The organism is Pseudomonas fluorescens (assembly GCF_902497855.1).
In the GTDB taxonomy this organism is placed as follows: Bacteria; Pseudomonadota; Gammaproteobacteria; order Pseudomonadales; family Pseudomonadaceae; genus Aquipseudomonas; species Aquipseudomonas fluorescens_BI.
Genome location: NZ_CABVHU010000001.1, coordinates 272,679 through 292,629, shown reverse-complemented (window position 1 = coordinate 292,629; position 19,951 = coordinate 272,679). Strand labels below are relative to the sequence as shown.

Genomic DNA, 19,951 nt, shown 5'->3' with positions numbered 1-19,951 from the left:
TCAGATCCAGGCAACGGCCAACAGCCCCGCCCCCAACACCACGCACAACGGCGAATAAGCCCAGGTATCCAACCGGGCAAACCGCGAATCCTTGACCTGCTTGAAGAACCCCAGCAGATTCGAATCGCCGATCGCCCGGGCAAACATCAGCATCGCAATGGCGCTGATCACCCATTGCAGCGACCAGTGATGCACCCTGGGCAAATACAGCCCGACCCGCAGGCACACCAGCATCGCGATCAGCAGCAAGCCGACCGCTACCAGCAGGGTCACAAAGCCCGAAGGCTTGAACGCCGGCCTGGACTGCGCGCCGCTCTCTGCGGGCACACGCGGCACTGCGGCCTCACTCCCGAGCTTGCCACCCGCCGCCCAGTACAAGTGGATCAGGCTGATCAACAGGAAGATGGCAGCCATCCATTGCGCAATAATCAGGCTCATGTTCAGACGTCCAGCGTAAAATGTCGCAGCAGGATGAACTTCCTTGAACGTTTTTGTAAGGGTATTGGTGATCGACGGTGTAAAGTGCCGCCCCATGAAACTTGCGCGAACCGACCGCTCACTCATTGCCTGGATGCTTTATTGCTGCGTCCTGTTCAATGTGTTCGCCTGCAGCATCGGTCACGGGCAAATGGTCGGGGCGCAGCTTAACGGCATCGGAGGCCAGTTCTGTACGGTCGACCCGGCCACCCAAGCCCCGGCATCGTCGAACCCTGCCGAAGACAAACTGCCGACCCTGTCCAAGGCTTTCGGCTGTCCGCTGTGCTCCACCGGCGGCATGGGGCCGGCGTTCAATTCCAGCCTGACCCTGGCGATCCTGCCCGAGCAGCACAGTCCGCCACTGGCCGTCATCGCCAGCGCCGACCTCCCTGCCCGCCTCACCTGGCCCTCGGCCAATCCTCGCGCCCCACCTTTCGCCTGAGTGTCCTTGCCTTTTCCGATCAGCCCACTGCGCCCACGCGTGGCGTGTGCCTGTGCGCTGACCCCTAGCCAAGTATTCAGGATTCATCGATGAAAACCATTCCTTTGCTGGCAAGCCTGTTCGGCTGCCTGTCCGTTAATGCCTGGGCGCAACACACGCTCGACCTTGCGCCCATCACTGTCGAGGGTGAAACGACCACTGAGCCGGGCCTGAGCCTCGATCAATCCAGCGGCATGGCCTCGCGCCTGGGCCTGAGCCTGCGTGACACCCCGGCTTCGGTGGCGATCGCCAACCGCAACGACATCGAGCGTCACGGTGCGCAGAGTTTTCAGGACGCCGCCAACACTTTGCCCGGCGTCAATGCCAGTGCGCCGCCGGGCTTCGGCGGATTCGTCTCGTATCGGGGGTTCACCAGCAGCCAGATCACCCAGATGTTCAACGGCATCAACGTCTCAGGCGGTCTCGCCCGGCCGGTGGATGCCTGGATCTATGACCGGGTGGAACTGGTCGGTGGCCCATCGTCATTGATCAATGGCGCCGGCTCCGTGGGCGGTTCGCTCAATTACGTGACCAAACTGGCCACCCGTGAAGAGCAAGCCATCGAAGGCCGGGCCAGCTACGGCACTTATGACACCACCGAGACCGCGTTCGGCCTCAATCATGCCCTGAGCGATGCCCGTTCGGACGTGCAGCACTATGCCCGCCTCGACGTCAGCCATAACACCGGCAACGGCTACATCGACCGGCAGGAGCGCGATGCGTGGAGCGTGGCGTTCTCCTTGCTCAGCGACCTGACACCGAACCTGTCCCACACCCTGGCCCTGGAATATCAGGACGAGCACGAAGACAGTCCTTACTGGGGCACACCGGTACTCAATCCCAAGGCCGGCGAACTGAAAATCGACAAGCACAACCGATTCAACAACTACAACGTCGAGGACGGCCGCTACGAACAACGGACGATCTGGGTCCGCTCGATCATCGACTACCGGATCAACGACAGCACCAGCCTGCGCAATACCCTCTATCACCTCGACAGCCAGCGTGACTACCGCAACCTGGAAACCTACCAGTACAACGCCGACAACAGCGCGGTGAACCGCTCCACGGCGTATCAGGTGCGACACCAGGGCGAACAGAACGGCAACCAGTTCGAGCTGCGCCACGACAACCACCTGTTCGGTCTGGACACCACCTGGTCCGGCGGTTTCGAGTACAAGGTCAACCAGACCACCAACTCGCCGCTGAACGTCAAAGGCGCAAGCACTGTCGATCCGGACAACTTGCAGCCGGGACATTTCTACGACATACCGGACACCCGACCGGGTTTCGTCAGCGACAAGACCAACCAAGTCACCACCAGGGCCTTGTTCGTCGAAAACCGCCTGGCGCTGACCGACAAGCTGGCATTGCTGACCGGGCTGCGTTACGACGACATCGACCTGGACGTGACCAATCATCGGGCAGTCACCGCCAGCAATCCCCGGCATATGAAACGCAGCTGGGAGCCGGTGACCGGTCGGGTCGGCCTGACCTACCAGTTCATTCCCGCCGCCAACGTCTACGTGCAATACAGCACCGCCGCCGAACAGCCCAACGGTACCCAGGACTTTGACGTATCCACCGGCAAGCAATGGGAAGTGGGCAGCAAGTTCGATTATCTGGACGGGCGCGGGTCGGCGACGGTGGCGGCGTATACGATCGAGCGCAAAGATTTCGCGGTGACCGATCCGCTGGACCCGACCCTCAGCATTCCAGTGGGACAGCAGACCTCCAGGGGCATCGAGCTGGCCAGTTCGTTGCGGATCACCGACAAGTTGCTGGCCGAAGGCAACTTCGCCTGGGTCGAGGCCCGGTACGACGAATTCACCGAGAAGAACGCTGCAGGCGTGGTGATTTCACGCAAGGGCAATACACCGACCAATGTGCCGGACCGGGTCGGCAATCTGTGGCTGACCTATGACTTCGCGCCGCAATGGCAAGGCGGCGTCGATGCGCGGTACGTGGCCTCGGTGTTTGCCGACAGCGCCAATACCCTGACTGTGCCGTCGTACACGCTGTTTGGCACCTTCCTCAGCTATAAGGTCGATCAGCACACCACCGTCACCGGTCGGGTGCGCAACCTGACCAACGAGGTGTATGCCGAGTTCGCCCATGTGTCGCCGGCGTATTACCTCGGGACACCGCGCACCTTCGAGTTGGCGGTGCAGACCCGGTTTTAAAAGCAACAGCTTCGCGAGCAGGCTCGCTCCCACATTGGATCTGTTTTGCAGGCAAACTCTGCAAACAATCGAGATCATTTGTGGGAGCGAGCCTGCTCGCGAAGGCGGCATCAGCTCACTGCATCACTTCAGTTCGGCAGCCACTTTGTCCGCCACATCCTTGGGCACCCAAGCCCGCCACACCTCCGGGTGCGCCTTCATGAACGCCTCCGCCGCCTGCCGTGGCGGCGTGTGCTTTTCACTCATCTCGGCCAGGGCCTTGTTCAACGGGTCGATCGGAAAATCGACCTTGCTGAAAAACTCGGCAATCTGCGGGTACTGTTTCTGGAAAGGCGTGGACACGCCAATGGACAGCTTCGAGGCCAGCGAGCGCGTCGGTTTCGGATTCGGGTTATCGGCGTCGGTCAGGGTTTTCCAGGCTTCGGCATCGAACGGCGGCTCTTGCAGCTGAATCAGCTTGAAGCGGCCGAGCAATGGCGTCGGCGACCAGTAATAGAACAGCACCGGCTTGCCGCGGCGAATCGACGAACTGATCTCCGCATCCAGTGCCGCCCCCGAGCCGCTGCGAAAATTCACATAGCTGTCGTCCAGGCCGTACGCCTTGAGCTTCTGCTTGTTGACCACTTCCGAGGTCCAGCCGATCGGGCTGTTGAGGAAGCGCCCCTTGCCCGGGGTTTCCGGGTCGCTGAACACGCCCTTGTATCGGGGCAGGTCGCTGACACTGCGCAGGTCCGGTGCCAGCGGTTTGATGCCCTTGGCCGGGTCGCCCTTGATCACATACTCCGGAACCCACCAGCCTTCGGTGGCGCCCTTGACCGTGTCGCCCAGACTCACCACTTTGCCTTCGGCCTCGGCCTTGACCCACACGGGACTGCGACCGGCCCATTCCTCGCCAATGACCTGGATATCGTTATTGGCCAGGGCGGTTTCCAGGGTGATGGTCGTCCCCGGCAAGGTATCGGTCGGCAAATCGTAGCCCTTCTCGACAATGATCCGCAGGATGTCGGTGATCAGGCTGCCGCTTTCCCAGTTCAGGTCGGCAAAGTGGATCGGCGCCTGGGCAGCGAATACCGGAACGGGTGAAGCCAACAACCCGAACGTGGCCAGGGTAGCGGCCAGCAGCCGTCGAAATCCGTTCATGGTTTTGCACCTCGTGCTGTAAACAGCAATGGCAGGATGGCCTGGCAGAAGACCGCAAAGCCTCTGAATACTCAGTCAACTGACTGTAGTAGAGGTTCCTGCTTTCGAAGGCATTACTCGCTGGCCTTGAAGGTCACCAGTTCGCCCTTGCGCCACTTGGCAGCCTTGGCGGTAACGGCCTTGAGGGTTTTGGTCAGGCCCTCCTGCAGCTGCTGGTGAGCAGCAAATACCATCACCACGCTATGCCCTTCCTTGAACAGGATTGCGTGGCCGTCGGCAGTGGTCACGAACGCGTAATCCCCCAGCCCGTAGACCGTCAACTTGATTTCGCGGAACTTGATGTCCAGCTTGCCGCCTTCGCGACTGGGCAATACGGAGGCGCTGAAATGATCGCCGACCTTGAGCTTGAGCCCTGGCTTGTCGTCTACCACCAGCGCTGACTCGGTATCGATTTCGGCAATGTAAATGCCTTCAGCGTTCTGTTCGGTGATGTAAACGAAACGTGACTGAAACTGTTTGACCAGCTTTGCGCGCAAATCACCCAACACGAACAAGGCATGCATATCGAGATTACTTACTGCCAAGGAAACATCCCCACATCTGAAAATGATGCCGCACACAGAAAAAGCGCACAGCAGAAAAAAGCGGCAATGCCGAGGGTTTAGCCAAATGACCCGGTTGAAATCCTGAGGACGAGCAGAGCGCTCATCCACCGCGAGGCGTGAAAAGACTACTGGAAGATCACTCGCGTCGTCTTGCCTGGTGTTCGTCAGAGGTTGAAGGAAAACGCCCTGCTAACGGCCAGAAAAAACGGATTACTAACTTTAGGGAAAAAACGCTAAAAAAAAAGCACTTTTCTGACATATCGCCAGCAAAAAATTGCTTTAGATAAACATCAATCGCCAACCAGTGGTGGTGATTCTAGAGCAGCGATGCTCACCGAGACTAGCCAAAACGAAGTACACGCGTCGGCAAAACTACGAAAAGGACTTCCCATGTGCACACTGACCCACTTCGCTCAACCTCAGCCATCGCGCACCAGCGGCCTGGCGCCCCGGCACCCGACGGTGTTGCAGCCCCATGACTTTCACGCGCCAGGCCTTGCCGCACCGCGGTTCCAGGTGGTCCTGGCGGGCAATGCCTTCTTCCATATCAAGGAAATCTCCACGGGCCATGTAAGAGGTTTCCGCGGCGACCATAACGAAGCCTGCGCCCTCGCCCGCTCCCTCGAGTCGCGTATTTGACCTTCATCCCCATAGACGTTTCGTCATGCCGGCGACTTAACTCAGCCGCCGGCAGGCAACTGCTGCCATACTGGCCGACCAAACGAACCGCATCCCCAGGGCGGGCGGCGTTCGACACACCATAATATTTCCAAGGGAAGGCGGCTACGTGACGGAATTTGATATCGGTGAATTTTTTATCCGGGGCGAAGCCAGAGAGGTCGAAGGCGAATTCCAGGCAGTCATTATCATGCGTGCCAAACCCCCGCTGACCACCGTGACCTATCACCAGGTCGAGAAGGATCGCTGGTTCAAGACTTCCGACGTCGCCGCCATCGCCGCCCAGGAGGCCGCCAAGGCCCTGAAGGTTGCTGTCGATGAAGGCGCATTGAAAGCCTGATCACCGGTTTGCAGTCTATGCTCATTCCTGCTTTAGAACATCGCTATCGAACTCCTGAAGCGCGACTCCCTCAGATGCAATGAAGCCGCACCTCAGATCTCGCATCCGCGTGACCAGCAAGGAGATGAAGATGGATTCACCTACACACGACTTGAAAGGCTTGTTCGACCAGCTCGGCCTGGATTCCGAAGAGAAAGCCATCGACGATTTCATCGCCAGCCATTCCCCGCTGCCCGATGACAAGAAACTCATCGATGCCGAGTTCTGGACGCCGCAGCAAGCCGGCTTCCTGAAAGAGCAATTGCGCGAAGACGCGGATTGGGCGCGGGTGGTCGACGACCTCAACCTGCGCATGCACCAGATTCACTAGCCGCCGGTTCAATGCAGGCTGTCGGGTGTTCTGGCGCTCAGTTGCGCCACCCAGGCAGCCCTGCACTCCTGCGCCTCTTCGCGACTGGAAAACGCCGTCCCGCGGCGCTCGCCATCGAGCAGCACCACCCAGCAGACACTCTGCCCCAGCGCACGCAAACTGGCGGGCACCCCGCTGCCGATCATGACCGCCACATCGACTCTGCATTGCATTGCTGAACCTCTCGAAATTCATTAGCCACCTAACTATATCGGCATGGTAACGAGTTCAATTCCGAGGAAACAGCAACACTGTTGTACAGCTTCATTACTAAAACTGTAACAATAATACCTGTAGGAGCGAGCTTGCTCCGGGCGGCGTTCCGACGATGGTCGTCAACGATAACGCGTGTTTGCTGGATAACACGCGGTGCTCTGGAATCCATCGCGAGCAAGCTCGCTCCTACAAGTTCTGCGGCTTGTAGCCCAGACGCAGTCCACCCCAATGCCGGCCCTTGAGCATGACCGGCACCGAGAGATCGTGCATCAGCTCACCGGTGTCGCGGGTATAGGTTTGCAGCAGCACGGCCTGCTGATGGCTGCCACAGCGGATCCCGGTGCGGTCGGCGAACTTGCGTTTGGTGCGGTTGTTCAGGGTGTCGACCTGCGCGTCGCCGGTCAATGGCTGGCTGAAGGCCGTGTTATGGGTCGGCACATAGCCTTGCTGTGTGCAGGCAATGGCGAACACCAGGCCCTCATGGCGCGGCAGCAACGATTCCTGGATCGCCGGCAGGACCTGATCGGTGTAGCGATCGAAACGGGTCTGGTATTTGGCCGGGCTGGTGTTGGGGATCGCCTGGTAATTGCGATCGAACAGGTCGTCGAGGCTGACTCGGCCCTCGTCGATATCCGCTTCGAAACGCGCCGCAATCCGGCTCGCGCCTTCGCGGGCCAGGTCATAAATGCGCTGGTGATAGTCATCCAGGCCGACTTCGGCCAGGCGCTCGCTGATGGTTTCGGCCTGACCCTCCATTTGCACGGCCGCCTGGGCCAGGCGTTGGGTCTGCTCGTCGCTGACCGCCAGGTCGCTGCGCATCTGCTCGATGGCGTGAAACAGGCTGTCCAGCTGCTCGCGGTTGGTCTGCGCGCCCTTGGCGATGTCCCCGACCTGGCTTTCGACGCCGGCCGCCAGACGTGCGATGTCTTGCAGATGCTGTCCCGTGTGCTCGACCTGTTCGACGCCACTGTCGAGATCGCTGGACAGTTGGCGGATCTGCTCCACCACTTGCGCGGTGCGTTGCTGGATATCGCTGACCATTTCCCCGACTTCGCCGGTCGCCGTCGCCGTGCGCGCGGCCAGACCGCGAACCTCATCGGCCACCACCGCAAAACCGCGACCGTGCTCCCCGGCCCGCGCCGCTTCGATGGCGGCGTTCAAGGCCAGCAGATTGGTCTGGTTGGCGATGGACTGGATCACCAGGGTCACCCGTTGGATATCGTCGCTGCGCAGGCTCAGGGCTTCGATCAGTTCCCGGCTGTTGTTGGCGCGCTGACTGAGTTGATGCATGCGGGTAATGGACTCGATCAGCTCCGTTCGCCCTGCCGCGCTGCTGCGGTGAGCCTCGCTGGCGGCGCCGAGGGCCTGTCGGCTGAGGGTCGAGGTGGCTTGTTCGGTGGTGATCATCACTTCGGCATTGCTGACAATCCGCGCCGCGGCACTGAGTTGCGATTGCAGCCTGTCGGCCAGTTGCTTGACCGAATAGGCCACGCCCGCGGCGGACAGCGCGTTATGACTGGTGGTGTAGGAAAGCTCGCGGGTCAACTCAGCGATGGCGTCAGAGTTGTCGAAGGGGGGTTCGGGGATCGGGCGCGAACGCAGACGCGGCAGCCAGATAATCAACATGGCCACTGGCAGGCCAAGGTAGAGCGACCAGCCAGCCAGCGCCATGCCACACAACAGGAGCATCATGGCGATGCTTTGCAGGGTCGGCGTCAGCCACAGGTTTTTCGGCGGAAGTACGGCTGCGGGCATTGCCCCGGCCAGAGACCCGTCTCGCGTCATCGTTGTCACCCCAGGTAGCTTCTAATTGTTGTGTCCGCATTAAACGCCATCAATGGGCCATTATCCATGGTCCATTAGTAGTGGGCGTTGCAGCAGATCAATAGAAGTGCGCGGGGGTTTTCGCAGACGTCGAAAAGCATCGCGGGCAAGCCGCTCCCACAGGTTCAATACAAACCTTGTGGGAGCGGGCTTGCCCGCGATGGGGGCGCTACTGAATCAGGCCTGACGCTGGTGCTTGTCGATCTGCTCGTGACGCTCTTGAGCTTCGATGCAGTACTTGGTGGTCGGGCTGATCAGCAGGCGCTTGAGGCCAATGGCCTCGCCGCTGTCGTCGCACCAGCCGAAGCTGTCTTCCTTGATGCGCTCCAGCGCCTGTTCCAACTGAGGCAGCATGCGCTGGTCGCGATCGATCGCGTTCACCAACCAGGTGCGCTCTTCCTCGACAGAAGCAGCGTCAGCCGGGTCGGCTGGAGTGTCCAGGCTCTCGATGGCGATGCGGTTCTGTTCGATCCGCTCATGGGTTTCGACTTTCATGTTTTGCAACAGCTCGGAGAAAAAAGCATGTTGCTCGGCATTCATGTAGTCATCCGCCGGCATGGCCAGCAACTTGTCCTTTGTCATTGATTTCTCTATAAAAAAACGTGCATTAAGGCGAATTAGGGAGCGTTCCGGCGGACCTGGTTCGGTCATCGGAAAGGCGCCATTGATTCCAAGCGCCACCCGGCACTCAATTTACGAGGGGCGGCAGTCTAAGGCCGACTTGAGGCCTCAGCAACTGAAAAGACAGCGAATTCGTCCGACAAAGCCCCGAAAGTGCTCCATGGCAGACTATGCGGTGGTTATCGGAGTGCGTTTATAGCAAGAAATTCCATCGAGCGGCTGTACAGAGAAGACAAACGGCTGCGCCACGCGGGTCAGGCGTGGCGCATTTTGCGGCTTGTTCCGGTTTCAGCGCTTGAGTTTACGCTTGTTGCGGTATTGGTCGATCACCACCGCTACCACGATGATCAATCCCTTGATGATGTCCTGAATATACGCATCGACCCCGACAAAGGTAAAGCCGCTGGCCATCACCCCGAGTATCAACGCGCCGATCACGGTGCCAGTGATGCGCCCCACGCCTCCGGCCAGGCTGGTGCCGCCGATCACTGCCGCGGCAATCGCGTCCAGCTCATAGGACATGCCCATCCCGGCCTGCCCGGTCGCGGCGCGTGCCGAAGCCACCACCCCTGCCAGGCCGGCGAGCAGCCCGGCGATGCTGTAGACGATCACCAGATGGCGCTTGACGTTGATCCCCGAAGTGCGCGCCGCCTGCATGTTGCCGCCGATGGCGTAGGTGTACTTGCCGTATTTGGTGTAACGCAGGGCGATGTGAAAGATCACCGCGACCACCAGGAAAATCACCACCGGCATCGCGCCGTGGCCGATGGCGGTGTAGGAGTCCGAGAGCATGCTCACCGGCTGGCCTTCGGTGTAGTAACGCGCCAGGCCGCGAGCGGAGACCATCATGCCGAGGGTGGCAATGAAGGGTGGAATGCCGGTGATGGCAATGATGCTGCCGTTGATCGCCCCCGCCAGCAACCCTACGCCAAGCCCCGCTATCACCGGAATCCACACCGGCAAGTCGGTCAGCGAGGGGAACACCGCACGGGTAAAGTCGGAGGTCTGGGCCAGGCTGGCGGCAATCATCGCCGACAGCGCCAGCACCGAGCCGGAGGACAGGTCGATACCCGTGGTAATGATGACCTGAGTCACGCCGATGGCCAGCAGGCCGATGATCGACACTTGCAGGATCATCAACACCAGGCGCTGGGAGTTCATCAGGAAGCTCTGGTCGCGCACGATCCAGCCGAACACTTCGAACACCAGGCCGATGCCGATCAGCACCAGGAAGATACTCAGTTCGGTGGGAAAGCGCCGGCGACTCTTGACCGGTACCGTTGCTGGTTTGTTTTCCAGTATCGCGTTCATAACCCATCACCCTTCTATCGCGTCGTCGACGCTGGCCTGGCCAGCGCCCGCATCCATTAGTGAACCGCGGACATGCCCGAGGCCAGTTGCATCACCCGTTCCTGGGTCGCTTCGCTGCGGTCGAGGGTGCCCATCAGGTCGCCCTCGTGCATGACCATGACCCGGTCGCTCATGCCGAGCACTTCCGGCAGCTCCGAAGAAATCATGATCACCGCCATTCCTTCGCTGGCCAGGTAGGAAATCAGCCGGTAGATCTCGGCCTTGGCGCCGACATCGATGCCGCGGGTCGGCTCGTCGAGAATCAGGATTCGCGGGTTGGTCATCAGCCAGCGCGCCAGCAAGGCCTTTTGCTGATTACCGCCGGACAGCGTGTCGATGCACTGTTCCAGCGACGGGGTTTTCACCCGCAGCTTCCTGCACATGTCTTCGCACAAGGCCCGCAGGGCCTTTTGCTGGATGAAACCGTGGCCGGCGTAGTGCGGCAGCACCGCCATTTCCATGTTCTCCAGCACCGACAGGCACGGGAACAGGCCGCTGAGCTTGCGATCCTCGGTCAACAGCGCGAAGCCCTTCTCGATGGCCATGTGCGGATCGGTAATGCGCACCACCTCGCCATCCAGGCGAATCTCGCCACCGTCGCTCGGGGTGATGCCGAAAATCGCCTCGGCGACATTGGTTCGGCCCGAGCCCATCAACCCGGCGATGCCGAGAATCTCCCCGGCGTGCAGGTCGAAGGACACGTCCTTGAAAATGCCGTCGAGCTTCAGGTCGCGCACCGACAGCAACAGCTCGCCGATCGGCGTCTCGCGCACCGGGAACAACTGGCTCAGTTCGCGCCCGACCATCATCGAAATCAGGCTGTCGCCGTCCATGCTGTCGGCCCGCTGCAGGCCGATGTAGGCGCCGTCACGGAACACCGCCACTTCATCGGCAATGGTGAACACTTCGTTCATCTTGTGGGTGATGTAGATGATGCCTTTGCCCTGGCGCTTGAGGTCGGCAATGATCGAAAACAGATGGGCGACTTCCTTGTCGGTAATGGCCGAGGTCGGTTCGTCCATGATCAGGATGTCCGAGTCGTAGGACACCGCCTTGGCAATCTCGACCATCTGCCGTTCGGCGATGCTCAGGTTGCCGACCTGTTCTTCCGGATCGAGGTTGATGCGCAGGCGTTCCAGCAGCTTCGCCGTGCAGCGGTGCATCTCGCGGTGGTCGATCATGTGCAGGCCATTGAGCTGTTCACGGCCGATCCAGATGTTCTCGGCGATGCTCATGTGCGGCATCAGGTTGAGTTCCTGGTGGATCATCGCGATCCCGGCCTGCAGCGCCGCCAGTGGCGTCTCGAACACCACCGGTTTGCCCCGCAGGCGCAGTTCGCCGGCGTCCGGCTGGTAGATGCCGGCGATGATTTTCATCAGGGTGGATTTGCCGGCGCCATTTTCGCCCATCAGCGCCAGCACGGAACCGGGGCGGACCCGAAGCTGTACATCGGACAGGGCCACCACGCCGGGAAAACCCTTGCTGACATTGACGATCTCCAGCAGGTACGGCTCATCGACAGGTATTGCAGTTGGCTGGACACCCACCATCGGAGGGCTCGAAGCGGTCGCTGAAGCGAACATGATCAGGTACTCCATCAGCAAGGTCGCGCTTGCCCCTTGCGTGCTTATTGTTGTTATTGAACGGACGGACTATTTGAACTGGTCGACGTTGTCCGGAGTGATCAGGCGAAACGGCACCCACACCGCCGACTCGACCGGCTCGTTTTTCGCCATTTTCACCGCGGTGTCGATCGAGCCGTCAGCCTGGCCCTTGGCATCCTGGAACACCGACGCCGCCAACGACCCCTTCTTCACCGCGTTCAAGCCATCCGGCGTACCGTCGACACCGGCGATCAACACACTGCCCTTGGCCACGCCGGCCTGTTGCAGGGCCATCGCGGCACCGATGGCCATCTCGTCGTTGTTCGAGACCACGGCGTCGAACTTGCGGCCCTGGGTCAGCCAGTCGTTGACCAGGGTCATGCCTTTATCCCGCAGCCAGATGCCGGTCTGCTCTTGCTCGATCTTGATGTTCGGGTACTTGGCCAGCACCTCCTTGACGCCCTGGGTGCGGTTGGTGGTGGAATTGTTCGCGAGGTCGCCCAGCAGAATCACGATATCGCCCTTGCCGCCCATCTTGTCGGCCAGGTACTGCATCTGCATTTCGCCGGCCTCCCTGTCATTGGAGGCGACGGTCACCACGCCTTTGGGCAGGTTCAGGTCATCGGGACGACGGTTGACGTAGACCAGCGGGATTCCGGCCTTGACCGCGGCCTGGGTGATTTTTTTGGTAGCGGCCGTATCCACCGGATTGACCACGATGGCGTCGACCTTCTGGCTGATGAAGCTTTCCACCTGGCTCAGTTGCTTGACCACGTCGCTGCGCGCGTCTTCGAACTGCAGCTGGACGCCGTCGGGATAGGACTTGGCTTTGTGGTCCATGGATTCGCGCAGGTAGGTCAGCCAGGTGTCATCGAACTGCGACATGCTGACGCCGATCTTCATGTCGGCGAGGGCAGCCCCGCTGGCGAACATCAGGGACAGGGCAAGTGAGGCGAAACGGATCCTGGTCTTCATGAAAAGTCTTTCTCCACATTCTTGTTGGTTTTATGGATAAGGCGTGACGATTTCAGTCAGCGGACGAGCGGGAAAAGCGTTGAAACGTAGCGCGTGGCAGGTCGCTGGAAATGACTTTATTGGAAAATAATTTCCATATCAACTCATTTTAGAATTTTTAGCTGATTTTATTCCATGGCTCTCGAACGGGCTCAATTCCACCACTTGCCGGCGCTCGGCACTTAGCCGCGCGGCGTCTAGCACGCGGGTCGCCGCCAGTGCATCACGGGCGTCCACGGGCAGTGGGCCACCGCTCTGTAACGCGGTTTGTAGCTGTAAATAGAACTGATTCCAGCAGCCTCGCTCGGAGGGTACCCGCTCGCGCACCTCGCCTTGCTCGAACCAGCCCCAGCGGCGATGCTCTTCCACGCCCCAGCGTTCGCCTTCGGACCTGGGCGAAAGCCCGGCGAACGTCGATGCCTCCTGCCCGTCCAGGCCATCGACGCTGTAGCAACCCTGGGTGCCGGTCACGCGAAAACGCGGGCCGGGGGTGTTTTGCAGGCAACTGCCGCCCAGGTGCGAGGTCACGCCGTTGGCGTGGGTCAGGGACATAAAGAAGCCGTTGTCGAAGACCTGGCCTTTTTCGAGGTAATCCAGTTCGGCGTAAACCCGAGTGACGGGGCCGAACAACAGCAGCGCCTGATCCACCAGATGGCTGCCCAGATCGCGCAGGAAACCGCCGCCGCTGCCGTTGTTCACCGACTGCGGCGAGTAGCGTTCGATCCGCGATTCGAAACGACTGACCTGCCCCAGCGCGCCGGACTCGATGAGTTTGCGCACGGTGAGGAAGTCCGAGTCCCAGCGCCGGTTCTGATAGACGCTAAGCCGCACGCCATGGCGCTCGGCCATGGTGATCAGGGTTTGCGCCTGCTGCGCATCGGCGGCGAACGGCTTGTCGCTGACCACCGCCACGCCGTGTTCGATCCCGTCGAGCACCAGCGCCGGACGCCCCTTGAGCGGCGTCGAGACCACCAGCACATCGATCCCGGCCTCCACCATCTGGCCAATGCTGTCGAAGGCCGGCACCCCCGGATGCTCGACCGCCAGCAACTGGCGGCGCTCCTTCGAGCGGGTGACCACCCCGACGAACGTCGCCGTCGGTAAACTGCTGATCAGCGGAGCATGGAAAAACCGGCCGCCATGGCCGTAACCGACAAGCCCGATGCGCATGTGTGGATTCCTTCTTATTGTTGATCGTCCCCACGCTCTGCGTGGGGATGCAGCCGGGACGCTCTGCGTCCCAAAAGCGGACGCAGAGCGTCCATTGATGCATTCCCACGCAGAGCGTGGGAACGATCATTTCGAGGGTTAGCCGTAGAAGTGGGGGCGGTTTGGCAGGCCGACCTTGACGATTGCACCGCTGTTTTGTGCTTCGATGCAGGCGTCCGCCGCCACGGCTGCGGCGAAGCCGTCCCACGCTGAAGGCCCACCCACCTGCCCGGCCCGCACACCATCGATAAAGGCCTGCAGCTCGACGTCATAGGCGGCGATGAAGCGATCCTTCCAGTCCATCAGGATCGCGTTGGACAGCTTCGCGCCGCTGCGCAACTGCACCTGCGACGGCTCCGGCAGTTTCGCGATGCCGGTCTCCCCCACCACTTCGCACTGGATGTCGTAGCCGTACTGGCAGTTGACGAACACTTCGACGTCGATGCGGGTGCCCTTGGCGGTTTCCAGCAGCACGATCTGCGGGTCTTTCAAATGCGCCAGGGCCTTGCTGGTCTTGCGCGGGAACACCACTTGCACTGACACATAGTCGTCGTCGAGCAGCCAGCGCAGCACATCCAGTTCATGGATCAGGGTGTCGGTGATCGCCATGTCGGTCTTGTAGTTTTCACCCACGGTCGGGTTGCGATGCGCACAGTGCAACATCAGTGGCTCACCGATCTGGCCGCTGTCGATCACCGCCTTGAGTGCCCGATAACCTTCGTCGTACGGACGCATGAAACCGACCTGCACCAAGCGTTTGCCGTGGGCCACTTCGGCCTCGACGATCTTGCGGCAGCCTTCGGCGGTGACGGCCAGGGGCTTCTCGCAGAACACCGGTTTGCCCGCGGCAATCGCCGCCAATACGAACGCTTCGTGGCTCGGGCCCCAGGAGGTGACGAGGATCGCCTCGACTTCCGGGGCCTTGATCAGTGAGTGACCGTCGGGATAGACCTCAGCGGTCAGCTTCAAGTCGGAAACGACCTTGGCCGCTTGTTGCAGATTGATGTCGGTGACCGCGACCACCTGGCTGTTGAGCAAGGTCTGGCTGCAACGACGGATATGGTCCTGGCCGATGGCCCCGGTGCCGATGACGCCTAATCGCAACGAATTGGAAAGCAATGACATGTAAGGACTCCTTGTTGTTCGATTCAGGGCAATCAGTACTGACGGGCCTTGGCCAGTCGTTCGTCGAGGGTCTTGGCCACTTCATGGGTGCGGGCACTGGTGGAGACTTGCGCGACGCCGACCCGCCACCACGACAGGTAGCCATGAATCATGGTCTTGGGCAGGACCTTGATGTCGATCAGGGTCGACACCGTCTGCAAGCGCGCATCCGCCAGCGCGGCTTGCAGCTCTTCGACCGTGTTCACCTTGTAGGTCTTGCAACCGTAGGCCGCCGCGCTCATGGCGAAATCCACCGGCACGAAGCCGCCATCGAGCTTGCCGGTTTCCGGGTTGCGGAAACGGAACTCGGTGCCGAAGCTGTCCATGCCGTTGCCCATCTGCAGGTTGTTGATGCAACCGAAGGTCATGTTGTCGAGCAGCACCACGTTGATCTTGCGCCGTTCCTGAATCGAGGTTGCCAGCTCCGAGTGCAGCATCATGTAGGAGCCGTCGCCCACCAGCGCATAGACCTCGCGCTCGGGCTCGGCGAGCTTCACGCCCAACGCGGCGTTGACCTCGTAACCCATGCAGGAATAGCCGTACTCGACGTGATAAGTGTTGACGCCCTTGCTGCGCCAGCTGCGCTGCAAGTCCCCGGGCAGGCTGCCGGCGGCGGCAACGATCACCGCGTCGTCGGCCAGGGTTTGATTGAGCACCCCGAGCACGCGGCTCTGGGTCAGGCAGGAACCGGTCAGCTCGATGAATTCACGCAGGACCGCCGGGTCCAGGTGGTCGTTGATTTCCGGGGTAAAGTCCTGGGTCTGGTATTGCACCTGATAGAGGCGATCGACTTCCTCATCCAGCTGCGCCTTGGCTTGACGGGGTTGATCGCCCCAGCTCGAGCGGTAGTCGCCCAGTGCTTCGGCCAGTGCCTGCAATCCAGTTTTGGCATCTGCCAGCAGCTGCACGCCATCGAGTTTCAGCGCGTCGCAGGGGCTGATATTGAGGTTGAGAAATTGCACCTGCGGATGCTGGAACAAGGACTTCGACGCCGTGGTGAAGTCGCTGTAGCGGGTGCCGATCCCGATGATCAGATCAGCGTCCCTGGCCAGCAGATTCGCGGCCAGGCAGCCGGTTTCGCCGATGCCGCCGACGTTCAGCGGATGGCTGGAGATCACCGCGCTCTTGCCGGCCTGGGTTTCGGCGAAGGGGATATCGAAGCGCTCGGCAAAGGCCTGCAACGCCGCGTTGGCCCCGGAGTACTTGACCCCGCCGCCGCAGATGATCAGCGGTTTGCGCTTGCCTTTGAACAGCGCCAGCGCGTCACCGAGCATGGCGTCGGTGGCTGGACGGCGCTCGATGCGATGCACGCGTTTTTGCAGGAAGTAATCCGGGTAGTCGTAGGCCTCGGCTTGAACGTCCTGCGGCAAGGCCAGGGTCACCGCGCCGGTTTCTGCGGGGTCGGTGAGCACACGCATGGCGTGGATCGCCGCGCTCATCAGCTGCTCGGGACGGTTGATCCGGTCCCAGTATTTGCTGACAGCCTTGAACGCGTCGTTGGTGCTGATGCTCAGGTCGTGGAACTGCTCGATCTGTTGCAGCACCGGGTCCGGCTGGCGGCAGGCGTAGACATCACCGGGCAACAGCAGCAAGGGAATGCGGTTGGCGCTCGCGGTGGCGGCAGCGGTCAGCATGTTCGCCGCGCCTGGCCCCACCGACGACGTGCAGGCGTAGATCTTGCGCCGCAGATGCTGCTTGGCGAAGCCGATGGCGGCATGGGCCATGCCTTGCTCGTTGCGACCCTGATGCACGATCAGGTCACCGCTGTCCTGCTCCAGGGCTTGCCCCAGTCCGAGCACGTTGCCGTGACCGAAAATGGTAAAGACCCCGGCAACGAATTTGCTCTGGACCCCGTCGACCTCGATGTACTGGTTATCGAGGAATTTCACCAGGGCCTGGGCCATGGTCAGTCTTGTTGTGGTCATGCTTGCACCTTCCTTTGAAGCCAAATCCGGTGTGTGCTGTGGAATGTGATCCCACAGTTGATCTCCATCGGTTTCGATAACGGTGTCAGGCCAGGGTTTTTTGCAGGTGATCCATGCTCGCACCGATCGCCTGCTCGATATCCGCCAACCCATGCACACTGTCGGCAAACGGCTCGAACGACAGGTAGCCGCTGTACCCGCAGCTCAACAAAGTCTCAATCTGCGCCGCGTTACCGAGAATATCGCCCTCGCCCACCAGCACCCGGTGGCCGTCGCGGATGGTCGCCAGAGGCGCTTCGGCATCCTCGACTCCGGAGATGTGCACCAGCCCGGTCAATTCAGGGAAAAACTCATGTTCGCCGGCCAGGTGATGGTGGAAGGTGTCATGCACCAGTCGGAACACATCCAGCCCGCCGATGGCCTTGATCGCATCCACCGCCGTACGTTTGCGGCGCAACGAGCACTCTTCGAAGCCCAGCGGCTCGATGAAACCCAGAATCCCGTGATCGCGCAGGATCGGCGCCAGCTGAGTCAATGCCGTGCGCAGGCCGGCAGCGCGTTCGGCCTCGTTGCGCGAGTCACCACGGTCGTTCAACGGGCACATGACCAAGCCCTGTGCGCCGCAATCACGGGCATAAGCGGCCAGCTTCAAGGCCTGCGCCCGGCGCTCGTCATTCCACACATCGAACGGATACAGCGCATTGATCGACAGCACGCGGATGCCTTTGGCCGCGCACAACTCACGCACCCGCTCGGGTGCGGTGCCGTCTTCGATCTCGACGCCCTTGAGGTCGTTGCGGATCTCGATGGCGTCGGCCTTGAGGGTCACCGCCAGCTCGATGAACGCCGGCAAGGACAAACGGGGGGCGACCATACGGTTCAGGGCGAAACGCAGGGGTTTGCTCATTGTTATTGTTCTCCGTGCAGAAGTAGGCATTCAGGCGTTTCAGTTCACAGATCCAGCAGCCAGCTGTGCTGCGGATCGTTATGGAACTGCCAGACGCGCTTGGGTCCGGCCATCACGTTCAGGTAATACGACTCGTAGCCGTACGGCACGCTGACCGGGTGATAGCCCTTGGGCACGACCACCAGGTCGCTGTTTTCCACGGCCATGGCCTGGTCGATGCTGCGGTCGTCGGTGTACACCCGCTGGAACACAAAGCCCTGTGGCGGGTTGATCTGGTGGTAATAGGTTTCTTCGAGAAAGCTCTGGTGCGGCAGGTCATCGGTGTCGTGCTTGTGCGGCGGGTAGCTCGACGAATGCCCCGACGGCGTGCGCACTTCCACCACCAGCAGCGAATGGGCAGGCTCGGTGTCGGGCAGGATGTCGCAGACGTAGCGGGTGTTGGCGCCCTTGCCGCGCACGCTGCGCTTCATGCTGTCGGGTGTGATCAGCCGCGGGCCGAAGGCTGCGATCTTTGCGCTTTCAGCTTCAGTAGCGCCAGGCGCGGAACACACGGCAACCTGCACATCACTCAGCGCGACCACCTGCGCCTGACTGCCGGGCGGCAAGTACGCAGCGAACGGAGGCTTGTCTTCGAACACCGACTGGCGATCGCCGATATTGTCCCAGTCGAACGCGCCCTGCCCCGGCGCTTCGCCCTTGATGCTGACCCGGCCGCTGAGCAGCACCAGGCACAGCTCTTTATCACCCGCCGAGACCGGCAGGGTTTCGCCGAGGCTCAAGCGGTAAGCGGCGAAGCCGACGTATTCCAGCTCACCTTGCCCCAACTCGACCATGGTCCGGCCACGGGCGTTGCTTTTGACCAGCAGACTCATGACGCAATCCTCTCGTCGAGCAGTGCACGCAAGGTGTCGTAGCCTTTTTTGGCGTAGGCATAACTCGGAGCCACCGCCGGATCCTGTTCCGCTTCGACCACCAGCCAGCCGTGGTAATCGGCGGCCAGCAGCACATCGAGCAAGGCGCCGAAATCGATGTCGCCATCGCCGGGCACGGTGAAGGTGCCGTTGATGATGCAGTCGGGGAAGCTCCACAGGTTGTTGCGCGCCAGTTGCACCACCGGTTTGCGCACGTCCTTGAAGTGCACGTGGCAGATGCGTTCGATGTGCTTGCGCAGCACGTGCAAGGGTTCGCCACCCCCCATGTAGCAATGGCCCGAGTCGAACAGCAGGCCGACTTCGCTGCCGGTCAGCGCCATCAGTTTGTCGATGTCCGCGGGGGATTCGACGTAGGCGCCCATATGGTGGTGGTAGGCCAGGCGCACGCCCCGGGACAGGGTGAAACGGGCCAGTTCGGTGAGCTTGTCGGCGTATTCCTGCCACGCCTGCTCGGTGTGAAACTGCGGACGCTCCACCAATGGGATGTGCTGGCCCTGAATGGAGTCGGCGACTTCGCCGTAAACCAGCACCTTGGCGCCGTTCTGCGCCAGCAGCTCGACATGGCTGGCGATGGCGTCGATTTCCTCGGCCACCGAGCGGCGGGCCAGGCGACTGGAATACCAGCCGGACACCAGCGCCAGGTCATACGGACGCAGCACATCGCCAACGCCTTTGGCGTCCTTGGGGAATTTGCCGTTGAGTTCGAAACCTTCGTAGCCGATGTCCTTGCCTTCGCTCAAAGCGGTGCTCAGCGGCGTCTCGCCACCGAGGGACGGCAGGTCGTCGTTGCTCCAGGAGATCGGGTTGATGCCAATTCGGATAGCGGGCATGGCTGCACCTTTTATTGTTTTACATAACCAGTAAGAGCGAAT

The 19,951-nt window shown here is 61.0% G+C and carries 20 protein-coding genes; 5 read left to right on the top strand and 15 right to left on the bottom strand.

What is annotated here, in order from left to right; all coding sequences use genetic code 11:
* Positions 1-438 carry a DUF3995 domain-containing protein gene (locus F8N96_RS01380; RefSeq protein ID WP_150796247.1) on the bottom strand — a complete coding sequence of 146 codons (438 nt, stop codon included), beginning with the start codon at positions 436-438 and terminating at the stop codon, positions 1-3.
* A 94-nt stretch (positions 439-532) separates the two neighbouring features.
* Here F8N96_RS01380 and F8N96_RS01375 point away from each other — a divergent pair, with 94 nt between their 5' ends.
* Complete coding sequence (locus tag F8N96_RS01375) at positions 533-919, top strand: DUF2946 domain-containing protein (protein ID WP_150796246.1); 387 nt, start codon at positions 533-535, stop codon at positions 917-919.
* Between the two features lie 89 nt (positions 920-1,008).
* The gene (locus tag F8N96_RS01370; protein ID WP_150796245.1) at positions 1,009-3,141 is read left to right on the top strand and encodes a TonB-dependent receptor; all 2,133 of its coding nucleotides are present in this window, start codon (positions 1,009-1,011) and stop codon (positions 3,139-3,141) included.
* A gap of 123 nt (positions 3,142-3,264) precedes the next feature.
* Here the strand turns inward: F8N96_RS01370 and F8N96_RS01365 are convergent, their stop codons facing one another.
* Positions 3,265-4,281, bottom strand: a complete 1,017-nt coding sequence (locus F8N96_RS01365; protein WP_150796244.1) for an ABC transporter substrate-binding protein — start codon at positions 4,279-4,281, stop codon at positions 3,265-3,267.
* A gap of 113 nt (positions 4,282-4,394) precedes the next feature.
* On the bottom strand, positions 4,395-4,865 hold the full coding sequence (locus F8N96_RS01360; RefSeq protein ID WP_150762613.1) for a hypothetical protein: 471 nt from the start codon (positions 4,863-4,865) through the stop codon (positions 4,395-4,397).
* A gap of 411 nt (positions 4,866-5,276) precedes the next feature.
* On the opposite strand from F8N96_RS01360, the gene F8N96_RS01355 reads away from it, so the two are divergent.
* From F8N96_RS01355 to F8N96_RS01345, 3 genes are all read left to right on the top strand, one after another.
* On the top strand, positions 5,277-5,525 hold the full coding sequence (locus F8N96_RS01355) for a hypothetical protein (protein WP_150796243.1): 249 nt from the start codon (positions 5,277-5,279) through the stop codon (positions 5,523-5,525).
* A gap of 148 nt (positions 5,526-5,673) precedes the next feature.
* Positions 5,674-5,904 (top strand): hypothetical protein, encoded by a 231-nt coding sequence (locus tag F8N96_RS01350; protein WP_149630429.1) that lies wholly within the window; start codon positions 5,674-5,676, stop codon positions 5,902-5,904.
* A gap of 130 nt (positions 5,905-6,034) precedes the next feature.
* Positions 6,035-6,274, top strand: a complete 240-nt coding sequence (locus F8N96_RS01345) for a DUF2789 domain-containing protein (RefSeq protein WP_150796242.1) — start codon at positions 6,035-6,037, stop codon at positions 6,272-6,274.
* An 8-nt stretch (positions 6,275-6,282) separates the two neighbouring features.
* Here F8N96_RS01345 and F8N96_RS01340 read toward each other — a convergent pair whose 3' ends face one another.
* The 12 genes from F8N96_RS01340 to iolE all read right to left on the bottom strand — a co-directional run bounded on the left by F8N96_RS01340 (position 6,283) and on the right by iolE (position 19,909).
* The gene (locus F8N96_RS01340) at positions 6,283-6,486 is read right to left on the bottom strand and encodes a hypothetical protein (protein WP_150796241.1); all 204 of its coding nucleotides are present in this window, start codon (positions 6,484-6,486) and stop codon (positions 6,283-6,285) included.
* Between the two features lie 229 nt (positions 6,487-6,715).
* On the bottom strand, positions 6,716-7,936 hold the full coding sequence (locus F8N96_RS01335; protein ID WP_412071799.1) for a methyl-accepting chemotaxis protein: 1,221 nt from the start codon (positions 7,934-7,936) through the stop codon (positions 6,716-6,718).
* Between the two features lie 594 nt (positions 7,937-8,530).
* Positions 8,531-8,935 carry a TraR/DksA family transcriptional regulator gene (locus tag F8N96_RS01330; RefSeq protein WP_007907888.1) on the bottom strand — a complete coding sequence of 135 codons (405 nt, stop codon included), beginning with the start codon at positions 8,933-8,935 and terminating at the stop codon, positions 8,531-8,533.
* Between the two features lie 327 nt (positions 8,936-9,262).
* Entirely contained in the window at positions 9,263-10,285 is a 1,023-nt protein-coding gene (locus F8N96_RS01325) for an ABC transporter permease (protein WP_150745192.1), read from the bottom strand.
* Between the two features lie 56 nt (positions 10,286-10,341).
* A complete protein-coding gene (locus F8N96_RS01320) occupies positions 10,342-11,907 on the bottom strand; it encodes a sugar ABC transporter ATP-binding protein (protein WP_150796239.1) in 1,566 nt (521 codons plus the stop codon).
* 69 nt (positions 11,908-11,976) lie between these two features.
* The gene (locus F8N96_RS01315; RefSeq protein WP_150796238.1) at positions 11,977-12,903 is read right to left on the bottom strand and encodes a sugar ABC transporter substrate-binding protein; all 927 of its coding nucleotides are present in this window, start codon (positions 12,901-12,903) and stop codon (positions 11,977-11,979) included.
* 138 nt (positions 12,904-13,041) lie between these two features.
* The gene (locus F8N96_RS01310; RefSeq protein WP_150796237.1) at positions 13,042-14,112 is read right to left on the bottom strand and encodes a Gfo/Idh/MocA family protein; all 1,071 of its coding nucleotides are present in this window, start codon (positions 14,110-14,112) and stop codon (positions 13,042-13,044) included.
* A 138-nt stretch (positions 14,113-14,250) separates the two neighbouring features.
* Entirely contained in the window at positions 14,251-15,276 is a 1,026-nt protein-coding gene (locus tag F8N96_RS01305) for a Gfo/Idh/MocA family protein (RefSeq protein WP_150796236.1), read from the bottom strand.
* 32 nt (positions 15,277-15,308) lie between these two features.
* The gene (gene iolD, locus F8N96_RS01300) at positions 15,309-17,240 is read right to left on the bottom strand and encodes a 3D-(3,5/4)-trihydroxycyclohexane-1,2-dione acylhydrolase (decyclizing) (protein WP_150796235.1); all 1,932 of its coding nucleotides are present in this window, start codon (positions 17,238-17,240) and stop codon (positions 15,309-15,311) included.
* 85 nt (positions 17,241-17,325) lie between these two features.
* A complete protein-coding gene (locus F8N96_RS01295) occupies positions 17,326-18,147 on the bottom strand; it encodes a TIM barrel protein (protein ID WP_150796234.1) in 822 nt (273 codons plus the stop codon).
* A gap of 44 nt (positions 18,148-18,191) precedes the next feature.
* Positions 18,192-19,019 (bottom strand): 5-deoxy-glucuronate isomerase, encoded by an 828-nt coding sequence (gene iolB, locus F8N96_RS01290; RefSeq protein ID WP_150796233.1) that lies wholly within the window; start codon positions 19,017-19,019, stop codon positions 18,192-18,194.
* A complete protein-coding gene (iolE, locus tag F8N96_RS01285; RefSeq protein WP_150796232.1) occupies positions 19,016-19,909 on the bottom strand; it encodes a myo-inosose-2 dehydratase in 894 nt (297 codons plus the stop codon). Before iolE ends, iolB begins: the two co-directional genes overlap by 4 nt.
* Positions 19,910-19,951: the final 42 nt, after the last annotated feature.

Coding starts and splice junctions, on each gene's coding strand:
- F8N96_RS01345 (WP_150796242.1), top strand. CDS start 6,035: ATGGATTCACCTACACACGACTTGAAAGGCTTGTTCGACCAGCTCGGC.
- F8N96_RS01355 (WP_150796243.1), top strand. CDS start 5,277: ATGTGCACACTGACCCACTTCGCTCAACCTCAGCCATCGCGCACCAGC.
- F8N96_RS01310 (WP_150796237.1), bottom strand. CDS start 14,112: ATGCGCATCGGGCTTGTCGGTTACGGCCATGGCGGCCGGTTTTTCCAT.
- F8N96_RS01365 (WP_150796244.1), bottom strand. CDS start 4,281: ATGAACGGATTTCGACGGCTGCTGGCCGCTACCCTGGCCACGTTCGGG.
- F8N96_RS01320 (WP_150796239.1), bottom strand. CDS start 11,907: ATGTTCGCTTCAGCGACCGCTTCGAGCCCTCCGATGGTGGGTGTCCAG.
- F8N96_RS01295 (WP_150796234.1), bottom strand. CDS start 18,147: ATGAGCAAACCCCTGCGTTTCGCCCTGAACCGTATGGTCGCCCCCCGT.
- F8N96_RS01335 (WP_412071799.1), bottom strand. CDS start 7,936: ATGATCACCACCGAACAAGCCACCTCGACCCTCAGCCGACAGGCCCTC.
- F8N96_RS01340 (WP_150796241.1), bottom strand. CDS start 6,486: ATGCAATGCAGAGTCGATGTGGCGGTCATGATCGGCAGCGGGGTGCCC.
- F8N96_RS01315 (WP_150796238.1), bottom strand. CDS start 12,903: ATGAAGACCAGGATCCGTTTCGCCTCACTTGCCCTGTCCCTGATGTTC.
- F8N96_RS01375 (WP_150796246.1), top strand. CDS start 533: ATGAAACTTGCGCGAACCGACCGCTCACTCATTGCCTGGATGCTTTAT.
- F8N96_RS01380 (WP_150796247.1), bottom strand. CDS start 438: ATGAGCCTGATTATTGCGCAATGGATGGCTGCCATCTTCCTGTTGATC.
- F8N96_RS01370 (WP_150796245.1), top strand. CDS start 1,009: ATGAAAACCATTCCTTTGCTGGCAAGCCTGTTCGGCTGCCTGTCCGTT.
- F8N96_RS01305 (WP_150796236.1), bottom strand. CDS start 15,276: ATGTCATTGCTTTCCAATTCGTTGCGATTAGGCGTCATCGGCACCGGG.
- F8N96_RS01325 (WP_150745192.1), bottom strand. CDS start 10,285: ATGAACGCGATACTGGAAAACAAACCAGCAACGGTACCGGTCAAGAGT.
- iolB (WP_150796233.1), bottom strand. CDS start 19,019: ATGAGTCTGCTGGTCAAAAGCAACGCCCGTGGCCGGACCATGGTCGAG.
- F8N96_RS01330 (WP_007907888.1), bottom strand. CDS start 8,935: ATGACAAAGGACAAGTTGCTGGCCATGCCGGCGGATGACTACATGAAT.
- iolE (WP_150796232.1), bottom strand. CDS start 19,909: ATGCCCGCTATCCGAATTGGCATCAACCCGATCTCCTGGAGCAACGAC.
- iolD (WP_150796235.1), bottom strand. CDS start 17,240: ATGACCACAACAAGACTGACCATGGCCCAGGCCCTGGTGAAATTCCTC.